Below are 12582 nucleotides of genomic sequence, written 5' to 3'. Positions count from 1 at the left end.
GAACAACCATATTATTAAGGAGGAACTATTTATGGCAACATGGAACAATCTTGACACATTAGGGTCTTATGAAAAACTTACCGGTCTGAAAGGTCGAGTAAACATTATCGAAGCAATGTCCGGTGAAGAAGGTGCTGACCGCGTATCCCGTTATAATGCACCTATGGCAGCTGGTCTTAATTTCAACTATGCTGCAAAAGAAATTGATGACACTATTCTGGATGCACTTGCTGAACTGGCAGAAGAACAGCAGTTAATTGAAAAATTCCAGGAATTATATAATGGTGCAGTTATCAATACCGGAGAAAAACGTCTGGTTCTTCATCATTTAGCTCGTAGACAGTTAGGAAATCCTGTTATTGTTGATGGTGTAGACAAGCGTGATTTTTATGTTTCCCAGCAGGAAAAAGCAGCTGAATTTGCAAAGAAAGTTCATTCTGGTGAAATCACAAATGCTGCCGGTGAAACATTTACAACCGTTGTACAGATTGGTATCGGAGGAAGCGATTTAGGTCCTCGTGCTTTATACATTGCTCTTGAAAACTGGGCAAAAGCAAATGATACATTTAAAATGGAAGCAAAATTCATCAGTAACGTGGATCCGGATGATGCTGCTGCCGTTCTTAACTCTATTGATGTATCCCGTTCTCTGTTTATCGTTGTATCAAAATCAGGAACAACATTAGAGACCCTTACAAATGAAGCTTTTGTAAAAGAAGCCTTAAAGAAACAGGGACTGGATCCTAAAAATCACATGCTTGCCGCAACAAGCGAAACATCTCCTTTGGCACAGGGTGATGATTACCTTGAATCATTCTTCATGGATGACTTTATCGGAGGTCGTTATTCTTCATCTTCTGTTGTTGGTGGAGTTGTTCTTTCACTGGCATTTGGTCCAGATATTTATGCAAGAATCCTAAACGGAGCAGCAGATGAAGATGCACTTGCAAAGAACAAAGACGTTTTGAAAAACCCTGATATGTTAGATGCTTTAATTGGTGTTTATGAACGTAACGTTCAGGGATATCCTTCTACCGCTGTTTTACCTTATTCTCAGGCATTAAGCCGTTTCCCTGCACATTTACAGCAATGTGATATGGAATCAAATGGTAAAAGTGTAAACCGTTTTGGAGAACCTGTAGATTATGTAACCGGACCAGTTATCTTTGGAGAACCTGGTACAAACGGACAGCATTCTTTCTATCAGTTATTACATCAGGGAACAGACATCGTTCCATTACAGTTCGTTGGATTTAAAAAGAGCCAGTTAGGTACAGATGTTGTAATCGAAGACAGCACTAGCCAGCAGAAACTTTGCGCTAACGTAGCAGCCCAGATCATTGCATTTGCCTGTGGTAAAGATGACGAAAACCCTAATAAGAAATTTGCCGGTGGACGTCCTTCAAGCATCATTATCGGAGATCAGTTAACACCAGAATCACTTGGTGCATTATTAGCTCATTTTGAAAACAAGATTATGTTCCAGGGATTCCTGTGGAATCTGAACAGCTTTGATCAGGAAGGAGTTCAACTTGGTAAGATTCTTGCAAAACGTGTTCTTGCCCATGATACAGACGGAGCATTAAAAGCATTCAGTGACTTATTGGATATCTAAACCGATAACAAATAAAAAAGATGAAAAACAGGAGATGTTCCAAGTACACATCTGTGCGGAACATCTCCTGTTTCCTTTTTAACTTTTTTAGAAAACTTTTATGTCTATTTCTTTAGAATGACTGTACATTCACCGGATTTCCTTCTAACCATTTTTTCACATTATCAAAATTCATAACCGCCCGTTTCTCCAAAGCTTCCTTTGTAGCAAATGCCACATGAGGAGTTGCAATAAGATTTTTGGCATGGAATAATGGATGATCTTTCGGTACGGGTGGTTCTGTCTCAAAAACATCAACTGCTGCTCCGGCAATTTTCCCTTCATTTAGTGCATCAGCCAAAGCCTCACTATCCACCACAGGTCCTCTGGCAGTATTGATCAGTACCGCACTCTTTTTCATTAATGCAAGATTCTCCTTATGAATCAATCCTTTCGTACTTTCATTCAAAGGCACATGCAAGGATACGATATCACATGTGGAAAGCAACTCTTCTAATGAAAGATATGTAATACCATCTAAATCTTTCTTTGTTCTGGAATATGCATATACTTCACATCCAAAGGCTTTGGCAATATTGGCTACATTTGTTCCGATCGCCCCTGTTCCTACAACACCAAACTTCTTTCCTTCCAGTTCAAATCCCACCAGACCTTCTTTCGTTCCTTCTTCTCTTACTACCTGATTACATGGAATAATATTCCGGTACAACGAAATAAGCAGTCCGAACACCAAATCTGATACAGCAGCAGTAGAATATCCTGCACAATTGCAGACAGTAATATTACGTTCTTTACAGGCTTCCATTGCAATATGATCAATTCCGGTAAATGCCACTGCCAGTAATTTTAACTTCTCACATCCGCGGATTACTTCGCTATTTAATGGCAGGTTTGCCACCATAATAATATCTGCATCTTTTCCTCTTTCAATCAGACTTTTCGTATCTGTAGTTCTGGTTGGATAAGAAATAATTTCTACAGATTCCCCTAAAGCTTTTTTTGCAACATCCATCAAAAAAGCTTCTTCTACACCCAATGGTTCAATAATAACTAGTTTCATAATCTTCATACTGTACCTCTTTCCCCTTTGTTAGCCTTTTTCTTTGCTGTACCATATTTCCTATTATAGTATAATTCATTAGGTAAAAAAATGCCGTACCAACTTACGTCAGTACGGCATTTTTAACCTTCTAAATCAATCGGAAGTTTTTTCTCTTAATTATTTAAGAGTAACTTTTGCACCCTGTTCTTCTAATTTAGTCTTGATGTCTTCAGCTTCTGCTTTAGATACAGCTTCTTTAACTACTTTAGGAGCTCCGTCAACTAATTCTTTAGCTTCTTTTAATCCTAAACCAGTGATTTCACGAACAGCTTTGATGACTTTAACTTTAGCTCCACCAACTTCTGTTAATTCTACATCAAATTCGTCTTTTTCTTCAGCTGCTTCTCCAGCTCCAGCTGCTCCAGCTACTACAACACCTGCTGCTGCAGATACACCGAATTCTTCTTCACAAGCTTTTACTAATTCATTTAATTCTAATACTGATAAACCTTTGATAACTTCAATAATTTCCTGAGTTGTCATTATAATTTCCTCCTAATATTATTTAATTCTTTGCTGATAATTATTCAGCTGCTTCTTCTGCAACTTCACCGTCTTTTTCAGCGATCTGCTTAATAACACGAGCAAAGTTTGTAATTGGTGACTGGATGCTTCCAAGGAATTTTGCAAGTAATTCGTCTCTTGATGGAATGCTTGCGATAACCTGGATACCATCTTTGTCATAGAATGTTCCTTCTACTACTCCAGACTTTAATTCTAAAGCTTCAACACTCTTTGCATATTTAGCAAGGATTCTTGCAGGAGCTGTTGCATCTGTCTTAGATATAGCGATAGCAGTAGGTCCTGTTAAATCTCCAGATAATGAATCAAATTCAGTATCTTTTACAGCAAAACGAATCATAGTATTTTTATATACTTTGTATTCTACGTCTGCTTCTCTTAATTCCTTACGCATAGCTGTGTCTTCTTCTACAGTAATTCCACGGTAGGATACTAATACTGCGGACTGAGCATCTGTAAGTAATTCTTTGATTTCGTCTACAATTGGTTGTTTTAATTCAACTTTTGCCATTTTATTGGTGCACCTCCTTGATTTATTTTCGTGTACCGCTCGAATATAAGAAAACCCTCTGTCTGCAAAGACAAAGGGCATAATTAGCTTCATACTAATATTCTCCTCGGTAGGTTGTTCTACGTTACGCCATATGGCACCTACTGTCTTCGGCAGTAATACTTTAATAAGATATCATATTTGTTCTTTTTTGTCAACTACTTTTAATATTTTTTCAATTCTTTTTTCCCACAGTAAATCGATACACAGGTTCCGATAAACCATCCTACCGGCCAAGCCCACCAGATTCCTATATATCCAAATGGTATTGAAAACAGAAAAGATAAAACTACTCTGGCAATTAAGTCCGCAAATGTAGATGCCATAAATCCTTTCATCGCTTCCATTCCACGTAATGCTCCGTCATAAATAAATTTTATACAGATTATCATATAAAACGGTGTTACAATATGCAGAAATCCTACACCTACTTTAATACCATTTAACGATTCCTGTGTCTTTCCATCCATAAATAGTTCCATTAATGGATTTGCCATGAAATAGCAGACAAGGAAAAATATTACCGACATAGAAAAAATCATTTTTAAACCGATTTTAATTCCATCCCGCATTCTCTCTGTTTTTCCAGCACCCAGATTCTGGGCAATGAAACTGGATATGGCATTGGATACCGTACTTAATGCTGCAAGAATAAATATCTGTATTTTAAATGCTGCAGAATATCCTGCAACTACGATAGCTCCAAAACTGTTGATCCTTCCCTGTACAAACAGCTGTCCGATAGACACAAATGACTGCTGCATAATACTTGGAACCGCAATCGTCATAACCTTTCTTAATAAAAGAGTATTAAATTTCTTATATGCAGGAGTTTTGATTTTCTTAACTTTTATAAACACTGTTATAACAGCTAATACCGAAGCAATTCCCTGAGCTATAAATGTTGCCCAGGCAACTCCTGATACTCCCATATGAAAACAGGTTACAAACACTACATCAAGAATAATGTTCAGTACAGATGAAAATATAAGGAAAACCAAAGGGGTCATGGAGTCTCCCAAAGCTGTAAAAATTGAAGTTGCCGCATTATACAGCATCAGAAAAATAATCCCCCAGATATATATTTTCAGATATAATGCCGCATCTGAAAATATATCTGTCGGCGTTGACAGAAGTTTCAGCATTCCATTACATCCAATGCTGCCCAAAACAGTTAATATCACACTCATAATGACCACTGTTATGACAGAAGTAGAAATGGTACTTTTGACCCTTTTATATTTCCTGGCTCCAAAAAAGTTTGATATAACAACATTTATTCCCATACCGGTTCCAACAGCAACAGCAATAAATATTGCTGTTATAGGCTGAGAAGCGCCTACGGCTCCTAAGGCATTGACACCTATGTACTTTCCGGCAACAATACTGTCTACAACACTATATACCTGTTGAAAAATCATGCTGAAAAGCATTGGAAGGGTAAACCTTAGAATGACCTGAAACGGATTTCCTGTAGTTAGATCCTTCATTTTTTTCCTCTCATTCTTTTTTCGTTTTTAATTTAAAATATCTCTGGATACAGAATAAAGCGGACAAGTCCGCTTTTTATATCTAACATTTCTTAGTATTTTTATGTAACAATAAACCCCTCTATAAAACTTATAGAGGGGAAAATCGTTAAGATTTAAGCAAATTTTGTTGAATCTACTTTCACTCCAGGTCCCATTGTTGAAGAAATTGTTACATTTCTGAAATACTGACCTTTTGCTGCTGCAGGTTTTGCTTTGATAATTGCATCGATTAACGTTTGGAAGTTGTCCGCTAACTGTTCTTCACCAAATGAAGCTTTTCCAACTGGTACGTGGATAATATTAGCTTTATCTAATCTATATTCGATTTTACCTGCTTTGATTTCTTTAATGGCTTTTGCAACATCCATTGTTACAGTTCCAGCTTTAGGGTTTGGCATTAAACCTTTTGGTCCAAGGTCACGACCTAAACGACCAACGACACCCATCATGTCTGGAGTAGCTACAACAACATCGAAGTCATACCAGTTTTCTTTCTGGATTTTTGGTACTAATTCTTCAGCACCAACGAATTCTGCTCCTGCTGCTTTTGCTTCTTCAGCTTTTGCATCTTTAGCAAATACAAGAACTTTTACTTCTTTACCTGTTCCGTGTGGCAGTACAACTGCACCACGAATCTGCTGGTCAGCCTGACGTCCATCTACTCCAAGGCGGATGTGAGCTTCGATTGTTTCATCGAATTTCGCATTCGCTAATTTTTTAACTAAAGAAATTGCTTCCTGTGGATCATAAGCTGTTGATTTATCCACTAATTTCTTAAGTTCTACGTATCTCTTTCCTTTTTTCATTCTAAAATACCTCCTGTGGTAATATCGGGAGCAAGCCCTCCCACTTTTTTTACTATTATTTAAGGTAGTTACACCTGACTGGCATTCAATGCCTATTCTTCTACAGTGATTCCCATACTTCTTGCTGTTCCGGCAATCATGCTCATAGCAGCTTCAATAGATCCTGCATTCAGGTCTTTCATTTTTGTTTCAGCGATCTTCTGAATATCTTCTTTAGAAATAGTAGCTACTTTCTTTCTGTTTGGTTCACCTGATCCAGACTGAATATTACAAGCTTTCTTTAATAATACTGCTGCTGGTGGAGTCTTTGTTATGAAGCTAAAGCTTCTGTCCTGATATACTGTAATAACTACAGGAATAACCACATCTCCCTGATCAGCTGTTCTTGCGTTAAATTCTTTTGTGAACTGTACAATGTTTACACCATGCTGTCCAAGTGCTGGTCCAACTGGTGGTGCTGGTGTTGCCTTTCCTGCTGGGATTTGAAGTTTAATATAACCTTCTACTTTCTTTGCCATAATCGTTAACCTCCTGATTATTGTGGTAATTACGGGATAGCCCTCCCACTTTGTCTCAAACAAAAAATATCATTACTTTTTGCTTTTCGTTACACTTTCTTAATATCTAAGAAATCAATTTCCACAGAAGTAGCTCTTCCGAACATCTCTACTTCAATGGTAACTGTTTGCTTGTGTTCATTGATTGCAGTGACTGCACTTGTTGTTCCTTCCCAAGCACCGGAAGTTACAACGATCATATCACCAATTTCTACATCAATTTCAACTTTTTCACGTTTTGGTGCTTCTTCCTGTGCTCCTCCACTGACCTGGATTCCTAATGGTTTCATTTCAGCAGGAGTAAGCGGCACCGGTTTTGATCCAGGACCGACAAATCCTGTAACACCTCTGGTATTTCTTACTACATACCATGTGTCATCATTCATTACCATATGAATTAATACATATCCCGGAAACATTTTCTTAGAAACTTGTTTTTTCACACCATTTTTCAGCTCTACCACATCTTCCAGCGGTACACGAACCTCTAAAATCTCATCTTGAAGCTTTCGATTCTCAATGGTTTTTTCAAGGTTTGCCTTAACTTTGTTCTCATATCCTGAGTAAGTGTGAACAACATACCAATTTGCTTCTGCCATATATTCTCCTTACCTCTATCCTACCAATGCCTGAATTCCATATTGGAGTCCCATGTCAAGAACTGCAACAATGATTCCGATAATAATAGCACAGATAACTACAATTGCTGTTTCTCTTACGATTTTTTCCTTTGTTGGCCAAATGATTCTTGCAAATTCTGCTTTTAATTCTTTAAACCATTCTGACTTTTTCGCTTTGTTAGTTTTTTCCATACTCCACTTCCTTAAGCTATTACCGGGAAACTATTTAGTTTCTTTGTGTAATGTGTGTTTCTTACAGAATTTACAGTATTTTTTTGTTTCCATGCGTTCTGGATGAGTTTTCTTATCCTTAGTCATGTCATAGTTACGCTGTTTACATTCTGTACATTCTAATGTGATTTTTGTGCGCACAACTTCCACCTCCATTATTATTGTTAATTAAAATAAGGCATAAAAAAAAGACCTTCTTCCAACGCTAAAGTCTAGCATATTGAGTATATCATGGTCTTTTTCTCACGTCAATACTTTTTTAATTTTTGAACAATTTAAAAAAATAGCTTTGTAATCAAACAAAGCTATTTCAAAAAGAGAGGATTAAAAAATATATATGAAAAACTATGGTTTAAGTATAATCATATACGCACTTCTAATCAATATACTATATATAAACATTTATAAACAAAGTATTAAATTCTATAAAAAACTCTTGAACAGGTCTTTTTTGCAAAACTTCCTATAAAACAAAAATGACCCCGCTTTCGTTGCGGGGTCTAAATGAAAAGAGAGGATTAAAATATATATATGAAAAACTATGGTCTTATTATATTCCCAACCCTCTCCTTAATCAATGTACTGCTTATAAACAATTCTAAAGAAAAAATAAAATTGTGTTAAAAATGCAAAAACAACATATATCCGGAACACCTTTTTCTTTTTATTTCGGATTATATACTTGTTTAATCTTATTAAATTGTTATTCAATATCTAAAAACTATTTTGTGTATTTTATTTTATATCCACCTGTGGTGCTCTTAGAATATTTGTACATCTTAATATAGTATGTTCCCTTTTTTGCTTTTGCATAAAAACGTTTTCCATTTTTTATGTTTTTAGTTTTAAAACGCGTCCTTCCAGAAATCTGGCAATAAATGGTGCCTTCCTGCCCTAAAGATGTAATATCAATATAAGTCGTTCTAGCCTTCGATTTTTTAGTACCATATGAACTATTGGCTTTCTTTCCTGCATAATGAAGAAATACAACATTTCCTGTCGGGCACTTTGTTTGTAAACGGTATGTACCTGCACTTAATCCTGCATATGTCATATAACTTTTATTTGAACTTGTGTATTTTGGTGAAGTTATATTTCTCCATGCACCATTACTGTACTTTTGAATCACATATTGTACAGAATATGGACCACCATAATAAGCCTTTCTATACATTCCAAGTGCTGCAACTCCACGATTACTTAATTTAAAATACTCATAATTAAATGCTCCATTTCCACCCACTGCAATGCCTAAGCTATTAAGATACCGATTATTATTTTTAGGAACAACACTTGTTAAAAATCCTGCATTAATTGTACTATTTGCATCATATGGCTTTGATGTAACCATTGCGTAAGTACCTGCCGGGACATTAGATACCCATAATTGTCTACCATTCCCAATTCCTTTTTGGAAAACTTCAGCATTTGCAATATTACTTCCATCTAAATTAACCAACGTAAGTAGAGTATCGGAATTATTAACTTTGCAATAATATTTGATAATGGCAGTTCCAGAATAGTTTACCTTGACTCTACCAGCAATTATATTTCCTGCACTAGTTGAAGATCCCAGAACACCATCTTGTGGCTGTTTATTGTTCATAAAAGAATACCAATCTGATACATTCCATATATTTCTAGCAATGACCGGCTGAGACTCTCTTACAGATTTTGTCTTATTCTCATCCACTTTTTTTAAAGGAATGCTAACATCATTATGTTGTTCTTCTGTTGTAAAAGGAGTATTAATTGCTATAACTGACTTTTCACTTGCTCCTACAATGACCGTTCCCAGCGCCATCGACACTGCCAATGCCGCACAAACTGCTCCTTTTAAAAATCTTTTTACCATACCTTTCCTCCTTAAAATAAATATCCTTAAAATATTTGTTCCCTCTTTTTAATTCAAGACTCGCTCGCGAGTCTTGGCGCGGAATTCGGGTCTGCATAGCAGACATACTTCCAATCCGAATTCCTGCGCATCCTCGCGGAGCGTATATCAGATGGGGGATTGAAACCCGCCACTGATACATAATTGTTGCTCACCGCCTACAGAGGCGGGAGTCATCCCTCATCTGATATACTATCGATTATCGATCTTCTCCGGATACAAGTCATGGTTTGCCAGTCGATTCCAGGCTACTTCTTCCCATTTTGTCCCTGGTTTTCCATAGTTGCAATAAGGATCGATAGAAATTCCTCCTCTTGGAGTAAATTTACCCCAAACTTCAATATATTTTGGTTCCATTAACTTTATTAGATCTTTCATTATAATATTCATACAATCTTCATGGAAATCTCCATGGTTTCTGAAACTGTACAGATATAACTTTAAGGATTTACTCTCAACCATCTTCTCTCCCGGTACATAGGAAATATAAATAGTTGCAAAATCCGGCTGTCCGGTTATAGGACAAAGACTTGTAAATTCCGGTGCATTAAATTTGACAAAATAATCATTATCCGGATGCTTATTAGGAAACGTTTCCAGAACCTCCGGTGCATAATCATCTGGATATTTCGTTTTCTGATTTCCCAGTAAAGTGATATCCCCCAGTTCCAAATCATTTCTTCCGCTCATTGTTATATTCCTTTCCAAATTTCTGATATTCTGATTAATCTCATTATAACAAAAAAAGGCCATAATGCCATCTTAAAATGACATTATGGTCTACTTTTTTCTGACATTGCAAGACTCATAATAAAAATTCCTGCAGCACCAAACATAATACCGGATCCAAGTAGTGCTTTTAGTCCTAATACAGACATGATCCATCCACAAATCATAGAGCCTACTCCCGTTCCAATCCCATTTACCGCAACCGTAATCAAAGTAGTACCCTTTACAACATCTTCCGATGGAAGCTGTTCCATGACAAAAAAAACACTTCCTGCATAAAACAAACCAAATCCTAACATCTCAAAAATCTGATCAAAATAAATAGCATAAACATTTGTGGCAAAAAATAAAACTGCTGCTTTCAACGTATTCGAAATAGTGAAAATCATCAATAACCGGTTTAATCCAACGATTTCTTTCATCTTCATAAAAAAGACAGCGGTTGGAATCTCAACAATAGCCAGTACAAAACACACAATTCCGTATTCACTTTCTCCACCCCCGGTTGCTTTTACAATATCAATCAAAAAACAGCTTCCCGTATTATAGCAGATGGTCGTTAAAACACAAGACAGGAGAAATAATGTATATCCAGGATAATTTTTTAATAAATATCCAATACTATGGGCTTCCACTTTCTGTTTTTTATGATTTGCCTGCTCTACTACTTGAGCCGGTTGGATGGTTAAAATAATCATGAACAGCAGAAAAGAAATTCCCATTTGAACGAGAAGGAGTTTTGCTGCACCGTACTGATCAGCATATCTGCCTAGAAAGATACTGGACACTGCCCATGTAAAAGAACCACATCCTCTTGCCATTGTATAGCTGATATTCTTTCCTGAATTTATATATTGAATAGACATTGCATCAATAAAAGAAACAATAATATTGATCGTTGAACCAAAGATTAAAAACAACAAAACTGCTGCCATAAAATTTTCCGGACAGAAATAAAATACACCGGTCGCAAAAATTCCTATTATCAGACCTACACCGATAATGTACTTTAAAGGAATCTTATCTGCATGGCGGTCGGAAAAATCTGCAACCCACATCTGTACAAATATAGAAGAGATATGCTTTACCGCAAGCAAAATTCCAATTTCCATACTGGAAAATCCTTTTGCCTGCAGAATTGGTGTCATAAATCCGGACATGATCGCTGCAAGTATCCAATACGCCCCTTGCACGCAACAATAATGTACCTGTAATCGTTTATTAATCACTTTTTCCCTCTTCTTTATATGATTATGCAAAATACGGCTGATCCCATAATTTCAAACTTGTTCCATATCCTAATTCCACTGCCCGGTCATAACAGGTCTTTCCCCAGGCTACATCAAGGATTGGCATACCACCAACACTAACTAAAAACATTTCGTCTTCTGAAGTTCTTCCCGGAACAATACCACGTATGATATCTCCCAGATGTCTTACGTCTTTTGGTGATATTTCCCCATCCTCAATCATATTTACAAAATACATTCCCGGAATACCTGAGGATAATCTCTTTCCTGTTTTTTCATCAAATTCTTCAAACTCATCCACATATTCTTCGTACATTTTAATATTATCCACAACTTTCGTCATATGATCCCTGGCGAATGTTAAGTCTGTCAGTCCCATACTTCCAGAAGAAATAAATACCACGCCCGGTTTAAACCATTTTGGATCATATACCGGCCATTTTCTGATTGGTGTGGACACTCCCTCACTGATGATATCCGCATTTCTTACCGCTTCTTCCAGTGTTGCACATACCGTTACTTCCTTCACATCCGGATATTTCTCTTCAATAAATACCTTCAAGTCCATAGCCGTTTTGGATGTTGGGGTACTTCCTTTGATCTTTACCGTCTCTATTCCCGGAAATTTTGATAAATATGCCATAATACTTGTTTTATTTACCACACCTGCTCCAATCAGTGCAATGACTTTGGAATCTTTCCTTGCAAGATATTTTGCCACCAGCCCGGGCATTGCACCTGTTCTCACAGCACTTAAAAGATTGGCTGACATATAAGCAATGGGCTGCCCTGTCTCCAGGTCATTTAAAGTTACCATTAATATGGATCTTGGAAGCCCTTTTTTTGCATTTCTTCCGTTGGAACCATACCATTTTTCACCACATAAATGATATTTCCCTCCAAGATATGCAGGCATAGATACAAAACGTCGATCTCTGGAGTCATTTAAAGGGAAATTTTTAATGTTAGACTCATCCGGAAATGTTACATATAACCCATGGGAGTTATTTTCTTTTCCTCCCATACGGTAGTCACCTTCACTTAATAAGGTAACTACATCCTCCATAACATCCACACATCTTCCCGCATCCAGTACTCCGGATTTGATCATATCTTCTTCGTTTAAATATAAAAACTCAATTTTTGTATCACTCATATCCAAACCTCTTTTCTG

14 protein-coding genes and 1 other annotated feature are annotated in these 12582 nt (G+C 36.8%); of the genes, 1 reads left to right on the top strand and 13 read right to left on the bottom strand.

Annotated elements, in window-relative coordinates:
* Positions 1-31: 31 nt before the first annotated feature.
* Positions 32-1615 (top strand): glucose-6-phosphate isomerase, encoded by a 1584-nt coding sequence (locus tag KTB61_RS10200; protein WP_075759912.1) that lies wholly within the window; start codon positions 32-34, stop codon positions 1613-1615.
* 112 nt (positions 1616-1727) lie between these two features.
* On the opposite strand, the gene KTB61_RS10195 is transcribed toward KTB61_RS10200, so the two are convergent.
* The 13 genes from KTB61_RS10195 to KTB61_RS10135 form a co-directional block, all read right to left on the bottom strand.
* Positions 1728-2675, bottom strand: a complete 948-nt coding sequence (locus tag KTB61_RS10195; RefSeq protein ID WP_075760577.1) for a 2-hydroxyacid dehydrogenase — start codon at positions 2673-2675, stop codon at positions 1728-1730.
* Between the two features lie 159 nt (positions 2676-2834).
* On the bottom strand, positions 2835-3200 hold the full coding sequence (gene rplL / locus KTB61_RS10190) for a 50S ribosomal protein L7/L12 (protein WP_075759903.1): 366 nt from the start codon (positions 3198-3200) through the stop codon (positions 2835-2837).
* A 40-nt stretch (positions 3201-3240) separates the two neighbouring features.
* The gene (gene rplJ, locus KTB61_RS10185) at positions 3241-3750 is read right to left on the bottom strand and encodes a 50S ribosomal protein L10 (RefSeq protein WP_075759902.1); all 510 of its coding nucleotides are present in this window, start codon (positions 3748-3750) and stop codon (positions 3241-3243) included.
* Between the two features lie 39 nt (positions 3751-3789).
* Positions 3790-3921 (bottom strand) — a sequence feature (ribosomal protein L10 leader region).
* A 32-nt stretch (positions 3922-3953) separates the two neighbouring features.
* The gene (locus tag KTB61_RS10180) at positions 3954-5279 is read right to left on the bottom strand and encodes an MATE family efflux transporter (protein ID WP_075759901.1); all 1326 of its coding nucleotides are present in this window, start codon (positions 5277-5279) and stop codon (positions 3954-3956) included.
* A 155-nt stretch (positions 5280-5434) separates the two neighbouring features.
* Positions 5435-6127 carry a 50S ribosomal protein L1 gene (rplA, locus tag KTB61_RS10175; RefSeq protein WP_075759900.1) on the bottom strand — a complete coding sequence of 231 codons (693 nt, stop codon included), beginning with the start codon at positions 6125-6127 and terminating at the stop codon, positions 5435-5437.
* A 92-nt stretch (positions 6128-6219) separates the two neighbouring features.
* Positions 6220-6645, bottom strand: coding sequence for a 50S ribosomal protein L11 (gene rplK, locus KTB61_RS10170; RefSeq protein WP_075759899.1), 426 nt, complete (start codon positions 6643-6645; stop codon positions 6220-6222).
* Between the two features lie 89 nt (positions 6646-6734).
* A complete protein-coding gene (gene nusG / locus KTB61_RS10165) occupies positions 6735-7283 on the bottom strand; it encodes a transcription termination/antitermination protein NusG (RefSeq protein ID WP_075759898.1) in 549 nt (182 codons plus the stop codon).
* 15 nt (positions 7284-7298) lie between these two features.
* Positions 7299-7496: a preprotein translocase subunit SecE gene (secE, locus tag KTB61_RS10160; RefSeq protein ID WP_075759897.1), complete on the bottom strand. Its 198-nt coding sequence runs from the start codon at positions 7494-7496 to the stop codon at positions 7299-7301.
* A 30-nt stretch (positions 7497-7526) separates the two neighbouring features.
* Positions 7527-7691 carry a 50S ribosomal protein L33 gene (rpmG, locus tag KTB61_RS10155; protein ID WP_230973717.1) on the bottom strand — a complete coding sequence of 55 codons (165 nt, stop codon included), beginning with the start codon at positions 7689-7691 and terminating at the stop codon, positions 7527-7529.
* Positions 7692-8256: 565 nt separating this feature from the next.
* Positions 8257-9390 carry a hypothetical protein gene (locus tag KTB61_RS10150; protein ID WP_216697430.1) on the bottom strand — a complete coding sequence of 378 codons (1134 nt, stop codon included), beginning with the start codon at positions 9388-9390 and terminating at the stop codon, positions 8257-8259.
* 231 nt (positions 9391-9621) lie between these two features.
* Positions 9622-10119, bottom strand: a complete 498-nt coding sequence (gene queF / locus KTB61_RS10145; RefSeq protein ID WP_075760574.1) for a preQ(1) synthase — start codon at positions 10117-10119, stop codon at positions 9622-9624.
* Between the two features lie 83 nt (positions 10120-10202).
* Positions 10203-11387: an MFS transporter gene (locus tag KTB61_RS10140; RefSeq protein WP_216697429.1), complete on the bottom strand. Its 1185-nt coding sequence runs from the start codon at positions 11385-11387 to the stop codon at positions 10203-10205.
* Positions 11388-11409: 22 nt separating this feature from the next.
* Positions 11410-12564: a tyramine oxidase subunit B gene (locus KTB61_RS10135; protein ID WP_216697428.1), complete on the bottom strand. Its 1155-nt coding sequence runs from the start codon at positions 12562-12564 to the stop codon at positions 11410-11412.
* Positions 12565-12582 lie beyond the last annotated feature (18 nt).

This window comes from Anaerostipes faecalis, assembly GCF_018982945.1.
In the GTDB taxonomy this organism is placed as follows: Bacteria; Bacillota; Clostridia; order Lachnospirales; family Lachnospiraceae; genus Anaerostipes; species Anaerostipes faecalis.
The sequence above is the reverse complement of the archived record's forward strand: the minus strand, read 5'-3'. Positions and strand labels throughout refer to the sequence as shown.